The following is a 15,821-nucleotide window of genomic DNA, read 5'->3' on the forward strand; positions in this document are numbered from 1 at the left end:
TTGGGTGGGGGCGGGTGGCACCCTGTCAGCCCCGGCTCACACGCAGCGCGCGCCGTCCACCTCGATGCACACGCCGCTGATGAACGAGCCCTCGTCGCTGGCCAGGTACAGCGCGGCGTTGGCCACGTCCAGCGCCGTGGAGAAGCGGCCCAGCGGGATGGTGGCCAGGAACTTGGCGCGGCGCGCCTCGTCCACCGGGCCGCCCGCGAACTCCGCCGCCAGGCCCGTGTCCGGGTTGAACACGGGGTTGATGCAGTTCACGCGGATGTTGTCGGGGCCCAGCTCGGCCGCCATGGATTTGCTGGTGATGATGACGGCGCCCTTGGAGCCGTTGTACCAGGTCAGGCCCGGGCGGGGGCGCAGCCCGGCGGTGGAGGCGATGTTGATGATGCTGCCCCCGCCGGCCTTGCGCAGCTCGGGCACCGAGTGGATGGCCGACAGGTAGATGCTCTTCATGTTGATGGCATAGACCTTGTCGAAGTCTTCTTCGCTCACTTCGAGCATGGGGCGGTTGCGGTGCGTCCAGCCGGCGTTGTTGACCACCACGTCCAGGCGGCCGTACAGGCGCACCGTTTCGTCCACCAGCGCCTTCACCTCGGCCGAGCTGGTGACGTCGGCCTTCACGAAGGCGGCGGTGCCGCCGGCGGCGGTGATCTCGCTCACCACACGCTGGCCGCCAGCTTCGTTGATGTCGTTCACCACGACCTTGCCGCCCTCGGCGGCCAGGCGCTTGGCGATGCCTTCGCCAATGCCGTTGCCGGCGCCGGTGACGATGATGGATTTGTTCAGCACGCGCATTGGGGGTCTCCGATGGGTTGGGGTGATGTTTGTCAAAAATGATAGCTGCTAGCGCTTGCCTATCAAGCGCTGGAGCCCGATGGGGCTGATTTTTCAGATGCGGTGGCCGGCGGGGGAGCGGGTGCCTTGGGCGCCCGGCCATAAAACTGCGGGAAGTATTCCTTCACGCCGTTGCCGTTGAAGTCCCAGCCAGTGCACTGGCCCAGGTGGCGCGGCGGCTCATCCGGGTTGGCGGACGAAAACACCGCAGGCACCGACTGGAAGGCCGCCGTCGCCAGGTTGAACAGCAACTCGCGCAGATGCGTGCAGCTTTCCACCCCGCCCAGGTGCTTCTGGATGGACTGGCGCCAGCCGCGCGCCATGCTGCAGCCCACCATGCGCTGCAGCGCGGCCTGGGCCGCAGTGCAGTCCTTGAGCGGGTGTGCGTCCATGGCCACGTCGATGGCCTGCACCACCAGCTGGCGGTTCACCGTCACGCGCAGCCACATGTGGTGGATGGGCTCGCCGGCACGGCGCGTGCCGGTGGCATCGCGGAACGAAGGCGCATCGTAGGCCTTGCTGTCGTGCAGCTCGCCCTCGATGTCCCACAGTCCGTCTTCGCGCTCGAAGCCCTGGTAGTTCACCCGGCGGACGTGCTTCAAGGTGCGGGGTGCGGAGGGGATCAGGGGCATGTAGGGTTCAAGCGTCGAACGGAAGAGGCCAAGGGTAGGGGCCGCCGGCCGCGCCGTCGCGCACCCATGCGACAGGCGAGGAGTGGCAGCCGCGCAGCGATCAGCCGTACTTGATGGCGACGGTTTTCAGGGTGGTGAAGCCGTACAGCGCCTCGAAGCCCTTTTCGCGGCCATAGCCGCTCGACTTGACGCCGCCGAAAGGCAGCTCCACACCGCCTGCCGCGCCGTAGTTGTTGATGAACACCTGGCCGCTGTGCACGCGCTTGGCCATGCGGAACTGGCGGGCGCCGTCGCGCGTCCAGATGCCGGCCACCAGGCCGAACTGCGTGGCGTTGGCCAGCTCCACCGCGTGGTCCTCGTCCTGGAAGGCCATGGCCGACAGCACGGGGCCGAAGACTTCTTCCTGTGCGAGGCGGTGGTTCACCGGAACGTCGCGCAGCAGCACGGGCGCCTGGTAGTAGCCGGTGTCGGGGGCATCGGGCACCACGATGCCCTGCGCCACCATGGGGATGCCGGCCACCTGGGCGTCCGACAGGAAGTCCCACACCCGCTGCTGCTGGGTCTGGCGGATCAGCGGGCCCACATCCAGGTCCATGGCCGCAGGGCCCACACGCAGCTTCTCGAAGGCCTTGCCCAGGCGCTCGAGCAGGGGTTCATAGATCAGCGAATCGATCAGCACGCGCGAGCCGGCCGAGCAGGTCTGCCCGGCGTTCTGCACGATGGCGTTGATGACCACGGGGATGGCGGCGTCCAGGTCGGCGTCTGCAAAGATGATCTGCGGGCTCTTGCCACCCAGCTCCAGCGTCACGGGGCAGTGGCGCTCGGCCGCCACCTGCTGGATCAGCGTGCCGATCTTGGGGCTGCCGGTGAAGCTGATGTGATCGATGCCCGGGTGGCGCGCCAGTGCGTCGCCCACCTCGTGGCCGTAGCCGGTGACGATGTTCAGCGCGCCGGACGGAAATCCCACCTCGGCCGCCAGCTGCGCCACGCGGATCAGCGACAGGCAGGCGTCTTCCGCCGGCTTGACCACGCAGACGTTGCCCGCCGCCAGCGCGCCGCCCACGCTGCGGCCGAAGATCTGCATGGGGTAGTTCCAGGGGATGACGTGGCCCGTGACGCCGTGGGGCTCGCGCCAGGTGAGCACGCTGTAGCCGTCGGGGTAGGGGATGGTCTCGCCGTGGAACTTGTCGCAGGCACCGGCATAGAACTCGAAGTAGCGCGCCAGCGCTATCGCGTCGGCCCGCGCCTGCTTGGTGGGCTTGCCGCAGTCGCGCTGCTCCAGCGCCGTGAGCTCGTCGGCATGCTCGAGGATCTTGGCCGAGAGCTTTTGAAGCAGCCGGCCGCGCTCCACGGGCGCCACCTTGTGCCACACCGCGTTGTAGCACTGGCGTGCCGCATGCACCGCCGCGTCGATGTCGTCGGCATTGCTGCGCTGGATCTCGTCGAACGGCTGGCCATCCGACGGGTCGATCACGGGGATGGTGCGGCCTGAGGCGGACGCCACGGAGGCGTTGGCGATGTAGTTCAGTTGCATGCCCGCCATTTTGCCCCGAAATGGAATGTGTGCTTAGTATTTGTGCGAAAACCGCCTCTCACGCTTTGTCAGAAAGCGTAGGTTGCTATCGATTGAGTAGCAAAATCATAAGCATGCCGCGCGCAGGGCGGCCAGGTCCAGGATTTCCACCTCGCCGCGGTGCACGCGTACCAGGTGGCGCTGCTCCAGGTCCTTGAGGATCTGGTTGGTGGTCTGCCGCGAGATGGCCAGCATCAGCGACAGTTGCTCCTGCGAGATGGACAGCACACGACGCGACTGGCCCCCTGCAGTCCACTGCCCATAGCCCTCGGCCATCATCACCAGGCGCCGGGCCAGGCGCTGCGGCGCGGGCAGTAGCGCCAGCTCCTCGATGGCCACGAAGGCGGTGCGCAGCTTGTCGGTCAGCAGCAGCGCCAGCGCATGCCAGTGCGCCGGGTGGGCCTGCAGCCAGGCCTGCAGGCGCTCGTGGGGTATCTGCACCAGCGTGCTGGCCTCGGCGGCATGCGCATCGTGGGTGCGCGCCGAACCATCGAACACCGATATCTCGCCGAACCAGTGGGGCGGCTCCAGCCGCGTGAGCAGCGCCGAACGCGCCTCGTTGGCGCGCCCGCCCGTGCCCGAGATGCTGATGGCCCCGCGCACCACCGCATACAGCCCGCAGGGCGCGTCGCCGCGCAGGAACAGCACCTCGCCCGCCTGCAGCTGGCGCAGGTGCGCCATGCCGATCAGCGGCAGTGCGAAGTCGGGCGGCAGGTGGGCGAACCAGCGGCCGGACTCGAGGATGGGCAGGTAGGCAGCAGGGTCGGTCATGCGGTGTGGAAGCGGTATGCGTACGGCTGGGCAGGGGCTGGTGCCCAGCCTGGAGTGTGCCTTTTTGTCGTGTGTCCGACAGACGCTGACGGGACGCCCGGGTGAGTATTGATGCTGCTCAAAACAACATGCGGAGACACCCATGAAAACCCTGATCGACCACCTGTCCCAGTACGCCGACTACCACCGCGACCCGCGCAACATCCACACCCATTTCGTGGGCGTGCCGATGATCATGTTCGCTGTGGTCGTGCTGCTCTCGCGCCCCGCGTGGATGGTGGGCGATCTGCCGGTGACGCCGGCGCTGTTCTGCGCGCTGGCCGCCAGCGTGTTCTACCTGCGCCTGGACACGCGCTTGGGCCTGTCCATGGCGGCGATCCTGGCGGCCATGCTGGTGGCGGCGCAATGGCTGGCGGTGCAGAGCCTGGCCGTGTGGCTGGGAGCGGGCATCGGCTTGTTCGCAGTGGGCTGGGTGATTCAGTTCGTGGGCCACTACTACGAAGGCCGCAAGCCCGCGTTCGTGGACGACCTGGCGGGCCTGATCGTCGGCCCGTTGTTCGTGGTGGCCGAATGGGCCTTCGCGCTGGGCTTGCGCAAGGAAGTGCAGGCGGCCATCGAAGAGCGCAGCGGCCCGGTGCGCCTGCGTACGGGGCAGGCCGCCGCATAGGCGGTGGGGGCTGTCTTCTCCCTCGCTTGCTTCTCCCTCCTTCTCTCCCCATGTTGTCGGGATAGCGGCATCCGGCCCACGGCGCTCTCACAGGCGCCGTGGGCGCTGTCGCTTGAGTCCCATTGAACGGAGCGCGGCCCCCGCGGGCCGTGTGCGCCCATGAGTTTTGTGTCCATCCTGCCCACGCTGCTGTTCATTGCGCTGGGCCTCGTCATGTTCGGCCTGGGCCTGTCGCTCACGGTGGGCGACTTCACGCGGCTGGCGCAGCACCCGCGCGCCGTGGTGCTCGCGCTCGTCCTGCAGGTGCTGGTGTTGCCTGCCGCGTGCTACGCGCTCATCGTGCTGCTGGGCGTGGCGCCGCTCTACGCGGTGGGGCTGATGCTGCTGGCCGCATCGCCTGGCGGCGTGTCGGCCAACCTGTTCAGCCATTTGTTCGGTGGCAACGTGGCGATGAACATCTCGCTCACGGCGATCAACACGGTGCTCTCCATCGTGAGCCTGCCCCTCATCACCAACTGGGCCATCGCCACCTTTGCCCACACGGGGCAGGTGGTGCCGTTGCAGTTCGGCAAGGTCGTGGAGGTGATCGTCATCGTGCTCGTGCCGGTGGTGCTTGGAATGGCCGTGCACCGGCGCGCGCCTACGTTCAGCGCCCGCATGGAAAAGCCCATGAAGATCTTCAGTGCCGTGGTGCTGGCCGCGTTTGCGCTGATCGCCATCGCCAAGGAATGGACGGCGCTCGTCGAGTCCTTCGCCGGCATCGGCCCGGCGGTGCTGCTGTTCAACGCCATCAGCCTCGCATCGGGCTACTACCTCGCCCGCGCGGCGGGGCTCGACAGGTCGATGGCCACGGCCATCTGCTTCGAGATCGGCATACACAACTCCACCCTCGCGATCTTCATCGCGCTGTCGGTGCTGGAGAACTTCCAGCTAGCGCTGCCGGCGGCCATCTACTCGGTCAGCATGTATGTGTTGGCAACGCTGTTCGGTGTGGCGGTGCTGCGGCGAAGGGGCAAAGCAGGGCGCCACGCGGGCTCGGCCTGACGGGCCTGTGGCGGAGATCGCCCGGCAATGCACGCGTTACCGCATGCCCGATCCTTCGCCTTTCGCGCACATACCGTGTTGGAGATGGGCAAAGCGCTCCGCCCCCCCGCATTTCTTCTGGCAACCGCTGGCTGGCATGCGTGGGGACGTAAAAAAGCGCCATGGGCTTGGAAGCCGCATGGCGCTCAGTATTGTTGGCGGAGAGGGCGGGATTCGAACCCGCGGTGGGGATTAGCCCACACACGCTTTCCAGGCGTGCGACTTAAACCGCTCATCCACCTCTCCGAAGCCCGCTATTGTAGCAGTGCTTTGAGCCGATTTCTGCGGCGCGGCGTGCTTGGGGGTAATTTTGTTGCGGGCTCAGGTCGCTGCAGGGGCCGCAGTGCTGGCCAGGCCCGGCAGCAGGGTATCGCTGCCTGGCTCGACACGGTTGCGCCCGGCAGTCTTGCCCCGGTACAGCGCGGCATCGGCCTGTTGCATGGCGTGGTCCAATCCCTGCGCGCTGGCGAAGCCATCCGAGAGTCCGATGGTCGCGGTGCAGCGGATGGCGGTGTGCGGTTCGTCGGCTACCACTGCGCCACTGTTCTCGATGGCAGCTCGGGTGCGTTCTGCCAGGCGCACGGCACCGCTCGCGTCGGTGTTCAGGCAGACCACCACGAACTCTTCTCCGCCAACGCGGGCGGCCAGGTCTCCCTGGCGGATGGTGCGCCTTAGCACGTCGGCGACATGTCGTAGAACCTTGTCGCCCACCTGGTGGCCGTGGGTGTCGTTGATGTGCTTGAAATGGTCGATGTCCGCAATCAACAGGTGCGCCGGCCCTGCCGTTCGGGAGCGGAAGTACGCTTGCAGGCCATCGAGCAGCCCGCGCCGGTTCAGCAGTCCTGTGAGTGGATCGTGCTCGGCCATGGCGCGCAGTTCATCGGTAAGGCGGCGCAGCACCAGCCAGATGATGGACGGCGCGAGCACGGTCGCCAGGAAGGACATGTAGAGGTAGAACGCAGTCTGAAAGCGGGCATCCATGTCCAGGGCCGGCAGCCCGCCCTGGACGATCATCGCGAACTTCACGGCATTGAGTCCGCAGATGCCGCCGATCAGCACGGCGAAAACGATCATCTCGGAGCGCAGGTCGCGGGCAAACGTGCGAGCGCCGACGATCACTGCCGCCGTCATGCCAAGAAAGAGAAGGGCAGAGGCGCCTGCGAGCATGGCGTAGCGGGCCGCAGGCCCCAGCGCCCAGTGCACCAATGCCTGCGCTGCGGTGTACGTCAGAGCCAGGGCGGCCAGTGGTCGCCACAGAGGCGTGGCGCGGCCGAAGAAGCGCATGGCGCCGATGCAGTAGACCGCAGGCGCGCACAGGGTCAGCGTGTGGTTGACCACACTCATCGCGCCCCATCCAGGCGGGCCGCCGAGCAATTGGAGTACGTATGCCGTGCCCAGCAGGAAGTTGCCGATGGCGAATACTTCCATGCCCAGTTTCTTGTCTTTCAGCCGGGCACTGATCAGCAGGAACATGACGCCGAAGCAGAGCAGGTGCACGCAAAGCATGCCGACGACGAGGGTGGCGGCCATGGAATCTTGTTGACGCAGGTATCGCTGAGGGGAGAGAGGGTGCTCCGATGCTAGCCGCGGCGGGTCGGCATGCAGGCCGCATTGCCAGCCATCGACGGTGGAAGGCGTAGAAAACCCCGCGCGAAGCGCTCCGGGCGCAGCCCTTCAGCGCGCCGGCCCGGCGGGGTTCAAGCGAGTCGCAGTGGTACGGGTGGGCTTGTGGGTGCGGCCTGCCGCGCCGGGGCTGTCACGCGCGCGGCGCACCGGTGCCTTGCACCATCTTCATGGCAGAGCCGATGAGGGCCGACACCTCGGTCATGTTGCTCGGGACGATGAGGGTGGTGGTCGCGTCGGCCGCGACCTGGCTGTAGGCCTCGACGGCTTTTTCGGCCACCTTGAGCTGTACGGCTTGGTCGCCACCGGGCTGGCGGATGGCGGCGGCGACGCGTTCGATGGCCTGGGCAGTGGCTTCGGCCACGGCCTTGATGGACTCGGCCTCGCCCTGGGCCTTGTTGATGACGGCCTGTTTTTCACCTTCGGAGCGAGCGATGAACGCCTCGCGCTCGCCGGTGGCGATGTTGATCTGCTCCTGGCGGCGGCCCTCGGAAGCGGCTATGAGCGCGCGCTTCTCACGCTCGGCCGTGATCTGGGCCTGCATGGAGCGCAGGATCTCGGCCGGCGGTGTCAGGTCCTTGATCTCGTAGCGCAGCACTTTCACGCCCCAGTTCAGCGCTGCTTCGTCGATGGCCTGCACCACCTGTGCGTTGATGATGTCACGCTCCTCGAAGGTCTTGTCCAGCTCGAGCTTGCCGATCACGGAGCGCAGCGAGGTTTGTGCCAGTTGGGTGACGGCCATGATGTAGTTGCTGGAGCCGTAGCTCGCGCGCATGGGGTCGGTGACCTGGAAGTACAGGATGCCGTCCACCTGCAGCTGCGTGTTGTCGCGCGTGATGCAGATCTGGCTGGGTACGTCGAGCGGGATTTCCTTCAGGCTGTGCTTGTACGCGACCTTGTCGATGAAGGGCACGAGGAGGTTCAGGCCCGGCGCGAGCGTGCCGGCGTACTTGCCCAGGCGCTCCTTCACCCAGGCGTTCTGCTGGGGGACAACCTTGACCGCGCGCGCGATGAAGATCACCGCGATGATGAGTATGGTGACGGGGACGGCGATTTCCATGGCTCAGCCTTTTTGCAAATGGTGAAGAAAGGGTTGGTGGTTGACCGCTGTACTTGCGGCTGCGCGCTACAGCGGGTCTACCAGCAGGCGGTTGCCTACAAGCTCCGCGACGCGGTGCATGCCTGTCGATGGCGTGATGCCGGGGCGGTGGATGGCTGTCCACTGCGCTCCTCGGTACTTCACGGTGGTGGTGCCGTCGGGGTTCCAGCTGTCGATGAGCACGGTTTCGCCCACGTCCATGTTCACGCTGCGGTCCGCGCGCGCCGAGGGGTCGCCGGGGCGCCGTTTCTTGAGCTGGTACGACGCCAGCACGGCACCGCCACCCACTACCGCTGCGGCCACGATCTGAAGGGCGAACGACAGTCCGAGGTGCGCGCCCACAGCGGCAGCAGCCAGGCCGAAGGCCACCATGAGCAGATAGAAGGTGCCGGTGAGCAGTTCCGCCACGACCAGTGCTCCTGCTGCCAGCCACCAGATGGTGGATTCCTCCATTGCGAACCTCCTCGTTGTGGTTGTGTTTGTTGCACCACATTCTGGGTCAAAAGCATGGCAGTTCAAAGGCGCGTCAACGTTATTCCTTACACTTCGCGCCTATTTCGTTTTTTGGCCGGGCAGGCCACGGCTCCCTGGAGGCTGCGCATGAAGTTTCGCTTTCCCATCATCATCATCGATGAAGACTATCGTTCCGAGAACACTTCGGGCCTCGGTATCCGCGCGTTGGCGCAGGCCATCGAGTCCGAGGGTTTCGAGGTGGTCGGCGTCACCAGCTACGGTGACCTGTCGCAGTTCGCGCAGCAGCAAAGCCGGGCCAGTGCATTCATCCTGTCCATCGACGACGAGGAGTTCACCCTGGGCGAGGGGCTCGACCCCGTGGTGCTGAGCCTGCGCAACTTCATCGGAGAAGTGCGCCGCAAGAACACCGAGGTGCCTATCTACGTGCACGGCGAGACCAAGACCAGCCGCCACCTGCCCAACGATATCCTGCGCGAGCTGCATGGCTTCATCCACATGTTCGAGGACACCCCCGAATTCGTGGCGCGCCACATCATCCGCGAGGCCAAGAGCTACCTGGAGAGCGTGCAGCCGCCGTTCTTCAAGGCGTTGCTCGACTATGCCGAAGACGGCTCGTACAGCTGGCACTGCCCCGGCCACTCGGGCGGCGTGGCGTTTCTGAAGAGCCCCGTGGGCCAGATGTACCACCAGTTCTATGGCGAGAACATGCTGCGCGCCGACGTGTGCAACGCGGTGGAGGAGCTGGGTCAGCTGCTGGACCACAATGGCGCCATCGGCGAATCCGAGCGCAATGCAGCCCGCATCTTCAATGCCGATCACTGCTTTTTCGTGACCAACGGCACATCCACATCCAACAAGATGGTGTGGCACCACACGGTGGCCCCGGGCGATGTGGTGGTGGTGGACCGCAACTGCCACAAGTCCATCCTGCACAGCATCATCATGACCGGGGCCATCCCGGTGTTCATGAAGCCCACGCGCAACCACTTCGGCATCATCGGGCCCATTCCGCAAAGCGAATTCGAGCCCAAGGCCATCGAGGCAAAGATCAAGGCCAACCCGCTGCTCAAGGGCGTGGACGCCAAGAAGGTCAAGCCGCGCGTGCTGACGCTTACGCAGTCCACCTACGACGGCGTGCTCTACAACACCGAGACCATCAAGGGCATGCTCGATGGCTACGTGGACAACCTGCACTTCGACGAGGCCTGGCTGCCGCACGCGGCCTTCCACCCGTTCTACGGCACTTACCACGCCATGGGCAAGAAGCGCACGCGCCCCAAGCACTCGGTGACCTACGCCACACAGTCCATCCACAAGCTTCTTGCCGGCATCAGCCAGGCCAGCCATGTGCTGGTGCAGGACTCGCAGACCACCAAGCTGGACCGCCACCTCTTCAACGAGGCCTACCTGATGCACACCAGCACCAGCCCGCAGTACAGCATCATCGCCAGCTGCGACGTGGCCGCCGCGATGATGGAGCCGCCCGGCGGCACCGCGCTGGTGGAAGAAAGCATTCTGGAGGCGCTGGACTTCCGCCGTGCCATGCGCCAGATCGAGGACGACTTCGGCAAGAACGACTGGTGGTTCAAGGTCTGGGGCCCGGACAAGCTGGTCGATGAAGGCATCGGCCGTGCCGAGGACTGGATCATCAGAAGCGACGCCAAGGGCAAGAAGGCCGGCAGCAAGTGGCACGGCTTTGGCCAGCTGGCCGATGGCTTCAACATGCTGGACCCGATCAAGTCCACCATCGTCACGCCGGGACTGAACCTGGATGGCAAGTTCGACAAGACCGGCATTCCCGCATCCATCGTGACCAAGTACCTCGCCGAGCACGGCGTGGTGGTGGAGAAGACCGGGCTGTACAGCTTCTTCGTGATGTTCACCATCGGCATTACCAAGGGCCGCTGGAACACGCTGCTGACTGCGCTGCAGCAGTTCAAGGACGACTACGAGAAGAACCAGCCCATGTGGCGCATCCTTCCGGAGTTCTGCCAGCAGCACAAGCGCTACGAGCGCATGGGCCTCAAGGACCTGTGCCAGCATGTGCACGAGATGTACGCCAAGTACGACATCGCGCGCCTGACCACGGAGATGTACCTGTCGGACCTCACGCCCGCCATGAAACCGTCGGACGCATACGCCCACATCGCCCACCGCCAGACCGAGCGCGTGGAGATCGACCAGCTCGAAGGCCGCATCACCGTGGGGCTGGTCACCCCGTACCCGCCAGGCATTCCGCTGTTGATCCCCGGCGAGGTCTTCAACAAGAAAATCGTGGACTACCTCAAGTTCGCGCGCGAGTTCGCCAAGCTGTGCCCCGGCTTCGAGACCGACATCCACGGCCTGGTGGAGGTGGAGGACGAGAGCGGCCAGGTGCGCTACTACGCCGACTGCGTGGCAGAGGCGAAGACTGGCAAGAACCCCAAGCCCCTGGCGACGGCGAAGAATCTGGTGCAGGTGGGCGACGACGGCCCCTACGGCCGCACGATCTGAACCCGCAACGGTCCTGACCGGCCGTGTGCCATCCGTGCACGGCGCCCCCATCGCCCCCTGGCTCACGCCGCGGGGCGATTTTTTTGTTTGTATCAATGTTGTTGCAAATCGGCTGAATCCGGGCCGGGACGCTGGACGTATTGAAGGGTAGCCGCGTGCATTGCATGCGGTGTGAGACATCCCTTCATCCATCTCAGGAGATTCCCATGCGCACTTCATTCAATGCCCGTATCGCTGCCGGTTTGCTGGTGGCCCTGTCCGCCGCTGCAGTGCCTGCCCTGGCTGCCGACGTCATGGTGGGCGGCGCGCCCATGCTGGCCAGCAAGGACATCATCGACAACGCCGTGAACTCCAAGGACCACACCACACTGGTCGCCGCGGTGAAGGCTGCCGGGCTGGTGGAGACGCTCAAGGGCCCAGGCCCTTTCACCGTGTTCGCGCCCACCAATGCGGCGTTTGCCGCACTGCCTGCCGGCACGGTGGACACCTTGCTCAAGCCTGAGAACAAGCCCACGCTGACCAAGGTGCTGACGTACCACGTGCTCGCAGGCAAGTGGGATGCCGCAGCGCTGTCGAAGATGATTGCCGATGGCAAGGGCATGGCCAGCATCAAGACCGTGGCGGGCAACACGCTCACTGCCAAGGCCAGCGGCAAGGCCATCATGCTGACCGATGAAAAAGGCGGCACCGCCAACGTGACCATTGCCGACGTCTACCAATCCAACGGCGTGATCCACGTGGTGGACAAGGTTCTGCTGCCCAACTGATCCAGCCGAAAGCAAAGCCGCGGTATTGCACGCGGGTGTGCGGCACGGCGACGCAGCTTTGCTTTTCAGCGGCTGGGCGCCATGTCCTCGCGCATGCGCAGGAAGCTCGCAAAACGGGGCAGCCCGCTTTCGTGCGTGCCGCGATACCGGTAGGTGACCCAGCTGCCCACGGGCGGCGGGTCGGCCCGCTGGGCGTCATTGAAACCGGCTCCGAGCTTGAACCTCTGCCCCGACGGCATCTCCACCAGCAGGGCGCCCATGCGGCCTTCGTGCCGGCCTTTGCCGGCCAGGTGGGCCACGACGCGTGCTTCGGTGTCTGCGTGGGTCTTGACCTTGATGAGGTCGTCGCTGCGCCCGCCTTGGTACAGCGACGCGCCCCGGTGCAGCATCAGACCCTCGCCACCCGCCCGCACCGTGCGCTGCAACAGAGCCTGCAGCGCGGCGTCCGAGACGATGCGCCGCTGCTCCACTGCCTGCACCCACGGCTGGCCGATGCGCCGGGTCAGGGCCACGAGGGCGGGAATGCGCTCGTCGAACGTGCCGCCATGCTGCGGCAGGTCGAACACCATGAACTTGATCTGGCGCCACGCGGCGTCGCCTGCCTGCTGCTGGCGCGTGGTGGACTGCGCATGCGCAAAGCGCCCGCGCCCGGCCCACAGCTCTCCGTCCATCGGCGTGTCGGCCGGCCAGCCCGCCGTGAACCACGCGGGCGGGGCGATGGTCTCGCCGCCGCGCGTGCGCAGGATTTGGCCGTCCCAATAGCCGCGCACGCCGTCGTACTTCTCGCTCACCCAGTAGTCCGCCAGCGGCATGCCGGGGCGGTACACATTGGCCAGCAGCAGCGCGGGCGCATCGGCCGCAAGCGCGGGCATGGGGCTGGCAACCATCAGGGCTGCGCCCCAGGTCAGCCAGCGTCTTCGAAGCATGGTGCTATTGAATTAATAGCTACTGCCGCTTGTGCTGCAAGCGGTAGAGCCGGTTTTCGAACGGATTAGATCAGGATGGCGCGGATCAGACCTGGTCGGCGCTCAGGCCAGCGGTCTGGCTGAAGCCGCCGTCCACATACGTGATCTCGGCCGTGAGGCCGGAGGCCAGGTCCGACAGCAGGAAGGCGGCCACATTGCCCACATCTTCGATCGTCACGTTGCGGCGCAGGGGCGATGCATCGGCCACGCGGGACAGCAGCTTGCCGAAATCCTTGATGCCGCTGGCCGCCAGCGTCTTGATGGGGCCGGCGCTGATGCCGTTGGCGCGGATGGCGCGGCCGTCTTCGGTGCGGCCGACGGCCTCGGCGAGGTAGCGCACGCTCGCTTCCAGGCTGGCCTTGGCCAGGCCCATGGTGTTGTAGTTGGGGATGGAACGCAGCGCGCCCAGGTACGACAGCGTGATCAGCGACGACTTGTCGTTCAGATAGGGCAGGGCCGCCTTGGCCATGGCCGGGAAGCTGTAGGCGCTGATGTCGTGCGCAATGCGGAAGCCTTCACGGCTCAGGCCGTCCAGGAAGTTGCCTGCAATCGCCTCGCGCGGTGCGAAGCCGATGCTGTGCACGAAGCCGTCGAACTTCGGCCAGGTCTGCGCCAGGTCGGAGAACATGCGCTCGATCTGCTCGTCGCTGGCCACGTCGCAGTCAAAGATGAGCTTGGAGTCGAACTCGGCCGCAAAGTCGGTGATGCGGTCCTTGAAGCGCTCACCCACGTAGCTGAAGGCCAGTTCCGCGCCTTGCGCGTGACAGGCCTTGGCGATGCCGTAGGCGATGGAACGATTGGACAGCACGCCCGTGATGAGCAGCTTCTTGCCGGCGAGGAAACCCATTGTTGTTCTCCTGTGGAATGCATGGAATGAGGGAGGGCATCGCTGCAGCCGTGCGGGGCGGTAGGAAATCCCCACGGCCTGCGCGGCGGCGATGCAGACGTAGTGCAGAATTGTCGCATGCGGTTTTGGCTCACTTTTCTGCTGACGGTATGCGCGGCGCCCGCCTGGGCAGCCCACGGCTATGCGCTGTGGGACGACCTCAAGTACCCGGAGGGCTTCACGCATTTCGATTACGTGAACCCCGATGCCCCCAAGGGTGGCGAGCTGCGCATGGTGAGCAACCTGCGCTACTCCACGTTTGACAAGTACAACCCGTTCACCATGAAGGGCTCGGTACCCGCCTACCTGAGCGAGTTGCTGTTCGAGACGCTGCTCACCGGCTCCATGGACGAGACCGCCTCCGCCTATGGCCTGCTGGCCGAAGACGTGCAGGTGGCCGACGACCGCCTGAGCGCCACCTTCCGCCTGCGCGCCGAAGCCCGTTTTCACAACGGCGACGCGGTGGAGGCGGCGGACGTCAAGCACAGCTACGACATGCTGATCAGCCCGCAGGCGTCGCCCAGCTACGCCACGCTGCTGCAGGAAGTGGCGGGGGTCGATGTGCTGGACAAGCGCACCGTGCGCTTTCGCTTCAAGCAGCCCAACCGCGAGTTGCCCTTGACCGTGGGCAGCGTGCCGGTTTTCAGCCGGGCCTGGGGGCGCGGGCCCGATGGCAAGGCCAAACCGTTCGACCAGATCGTGACCGATACCCCCATCGGCAGCGGACCGTACCGCATCGGCGATGTGAAGTTCGGCCGTGACATCACCTACCAGCGTGATCCGAAGTACTGGGGCCGCGACCTCAACGTCAACCGGGGTGCGCACAACTTCGACCGCATCACCGTCAAGATCTACAAGGACAACACTGCGCGCCTGGAGGCCATGAAGGCGGGCGAGTTCGACTTCATGACCATCTATTCGGCCGGTGACTGGGCGCGGCGCATCGACGGCAAGCTCTTCAAGCAGGGCGTGCTGACCAAGAAGGACATGAAGCACCGCCTTCCCTCGGGCTTTCAGAGCTATGTGCTCAATACCCGCCGCCCGCTGCTGCAGGACGTGCGCGTGCGCGAGGCGCTGGGCCTGGCCATCGACTACGAGTGGATGAACCGCCAGATGTTCTATGGCGGCTACCCGCGCGTGAAGGACCTGTTCGGCAACACCAGTTGCCAGGCCACGGGCACGCCCGGGCCTGACGAGCTGGCGTTGCTCGAGCGTTGGCGTGGCAAGGTGCCCGACACCGTGTTCGGCCCCATGTACACGCCACCCAGCACGGAAGGCGAGGGCCATTCGCTGCGCGACAACCTGCGCCGCGCGCGGCAGTTGCTCGCCGACGCCGGCTGGACGTACCGCGATGGCGCCCTGCGCAATGCCGACGGCAAGGCCATGGAGATCGAGTTCCTGGACAGCAAGGAAGCCGGTGCCCGCACCGTGACGCCCTGGATCCGGAACCTGGAGAAGCTGGGCATCACGCTGCGCTTCACCACCGTGGACTTCGCGCTGTACCTGCAGCGCCTGGACAAGTTCGACTACGACATGATCAGCCTGGCCTACCCGGGCACCTACAACCCCGGCCAGGCGATGAAGGAGCTGTTCGGCAGCCAGGGCGTGAAGGTCGAGGGGTCGAGCAACCACGCGGGGGTGAACAGCCCGGCGGTGGATGCCCTGGTCACCGCGCTCACCCGCGCCAGGAGCCAGGCCGAGATGCTGCCCGCCTGCCGTGCGCTGGACCGCGTGATCATGCACAGCCACTACCTCATCCCCCAGTGGACGCTGGAGTCGCACCGGGTGGTCTACAACCAGCAGCGCCTGGCGTACAAGGAGCCCATGCCCCCCTATGCCAAGGCGGAAGAGTGGCTGATGTTCTCCTGGTGGACCAGGCAATGAACGAGCACTCGCCCGATTCGCTGCACACCGGGGGCCTGCCGATGTCCTTGCGCCGTACACCGTTCCC

At 65.8% G+C, this 15,821-nt stretch carries 14 protein-coding genes and 1 tRNA gene; 5 read left to right on the forward strand and 10 right to left on the reverse strand.

What is annotated here, in order from left to right; all coding sequences use genetic code 11:
• Positions 1-36: 36 nt before the first annotated feature.
• The 4 genes from KW835_RS11880 to KW835_RS11895 form a co-directional block, all read right to left on the reverse strand.
• Positions 37-798, reverse strand: coding sequence for an SDR family oxidoreductase (locus tag KW835_RS11880; RefSeq protein WP_218382587.1), 762 nt, complete (start codon positions 796-798; stop codon positions 37-39).
• 62 nt (positions 799-860) lie between these two features.
• Positions 861-1,469: a DUF2889 domain-containing protein gene (locus KW835_RS11885; protein WP_218382588.1), complete on the reverse strand. Its 609-nt coding sequence runs from the start codon at positions 1,467-1,469 to the stop codon at positions 861-863.
• Positions 1,470-1,569: 100 nt separating this feature from the next.
• Positions 1,570-3,003, reverse strand: a complete 1,434-nt coding sequence (locus tag KW835_RS11890) for an aldehyde dehydrogenase family protein (RefSeq protein WP_218382589.1) — start codon at positions 3,001-3,003, stop codon at positions 1,570-1,572.
• A gap of 105 nt (positions 3,004-3,108) precedes the next feature.
• Positions 3,109-3,813, reverse strand: a complete 705-nt coding sequence (locus KW835_RS11895; protein ID WP_218382590.1) for a Crp/Fnr family transcriptional regulator — start codon at positions 3,811-3,813, stop codon at positions 3,109-3,111.
• Positions 3,814-3,955: 142 nt separating this feature from the next.
• Between KW835_RS11895 and KW835_RS11900 the strand changes: the two genes are divergently transcribed.
• Both KW835_RS11900 and KW835_RS11905 read left to right on the forward strand, forming a co-directional pair.
• On the forward strand, positions 3,956-4,480 hold the full coding sequence (locus KW835_RS11900) for a DUF962 domain-containing protein (protein WP_218382591.1): 525 nt from the start codon (positions 3,956-3,958) through the stop codon (positions 4,478-4,480).
• Between the two features lie 159 nt (positions 4,481-4,639).
• Positions 4,640-5,524 carry a bile acid:sodium symporter family protein gene (locus tag KW835_RS11905; RefSeq protein ID WP_218382592.1) on the forward strand — a complete coding sequence of 295 codons (885 nt, stop codon included), beginning with the start codon at positions 4,640-4,642 and terminating at the stop codon, positions 5,522-5,524.
• Positions 5,525-5,719: 195 nt separating this feature from the next.
• Here KW835_RS11905 and KW835_RS11910 read toward each other — a convergent pair.
• The 4 genes from KW835_RS11910 to KW835_RS11925 form a co-directional block, all read right to left on the reverse strand.
• Positions 5,720-5,809: transfer RNA gene (locus tag KW835_RS11910), tRNA-Ser, on the reverse strand.
• A 75-nt stretch (positions 5,810-5,884) separates the two neighbouring features.
• Positions 5,885-7,093, reverse strand: coding sequence for a GGDEF domain-containing protein (locus KW835_RS11915; protein ID WP_218382593.1), 1,209 nt, complete (start codon positions 7,091-7,093; stop codon positions 5,885-5,887).
• A 226-nt stretch (positions 7,094-7,319) separates the two neighbouring features.
• On the reverse strand, positions 7,320-8,246 hold the full coding sequence (locus tag KW835_RS11920; protein WP_218382594.1) for an SPFH domain-containing protein: 927 nt from the start codon (positions 8,244-8,246) through the stop codon (positions 7,320-7,322).
• Between the two features lie 66 nt (positions 8,247-8,312).
• Positions 8,313-8,738: an NfeD family protein gene (locus KW835_RS11925; RefSeq protein WP_218382595.1), complete on the reverse strand. Its 426-nt coding sequence runs from the start codon at positions 8,736-8,738 to the stop codon at positions 8,313-8,315.
• 147 nt (positions 8,739-8,885) lie between these two features.
• Here KW835_RS11925 and KW835_RS11930 point away from each other — a divergent pair, with 147 nt between their 5' ends.
• Both KW835_RS11930 and KW835_RS11935 read left to right on the forward strand, forming a co-directional pair.
• Positions 8,886-11,252, forward strand: coding sequence for an arginine/lysine/ornithine decarboxylase (locus KW835_RS11930; RefSeq protein WP_218382596.1), 2,367 nt, complete (start codon positions 8,886-8,888; stop codon positions 11,250-11,252).
• Between the two features lie 206 nt (positions 11,253-11,458).
• Positions 11,459-12,019 (forward strand): fasciclin domain-containing protein, encoded by a 561-nt coding sequence (locus KW835_RS11935; protein WP_218382597.1) that lies wholly within the window; start codon positions 11,459-11,461, stop codon positions 12,017-12,019.
• 65 nt (positions 12,020-12,084) lie between these two features.
• Here KW835_RS11935 and KW835_RS11940 read toward each other — a convergent pair whose 3' ends face one another.
• Together KW835_RS11940 and fabI are read right to left on the reverse strand one after the other, a co-directional pair.
• Positions 12,085-12,945: a DNA ligase gene (locus KW835_RS11940; protein WP_218382598.1), complete on the reverse strand. Its 861-nt coding sequence runs from the start codon at positions 12,943-12,945 to the stop codon at positions 12,085-12,087.
• A gap of 85 nt (positions 12,946-13,030) precedes the next feature.
• Positions 13,031-13,831 carry an enoyl-ACP reductase FabI gene (gene fabI / locus KW835_RS11945; protein WP_218382599.1) on the reverse strand — a complete coding sequence of 267 codons (801 nt, stop codon included), beginning with the start codon at positions 13,829-13,831 and terminating at the stop codon, positions 13,031-13,033.
• Between the two features lie 117 nt (positions 13,832-13,948).
• On the opposite strand from fabI, the gene KW835_RS11950 reads away from it, so the two are divergent.
• Positions 13,949-15,754 (forward strand): extracellular solute-binding protein, encoded by a 1,806-nt coding sequence (locus tag KW835_RS11950; protein WP_218382600.1) that lies wholly within the window; start codon positions 13,949-13,951, stop codon positions 15,752-15,754.
• Positions 15,755-15,821: the final 67 nt, after the last annotated feature.

It is taken from the genome of Acidovorax sp. sic0104 (genome assembly GCF_019219095.1).
In the GTDB taxonomy this organism is placed as follows: Bacteria; Pseudomonadota; Gammaproteobacteria; order Burkholderiales; family Burkholderiaceae_C; genus Acidovorax.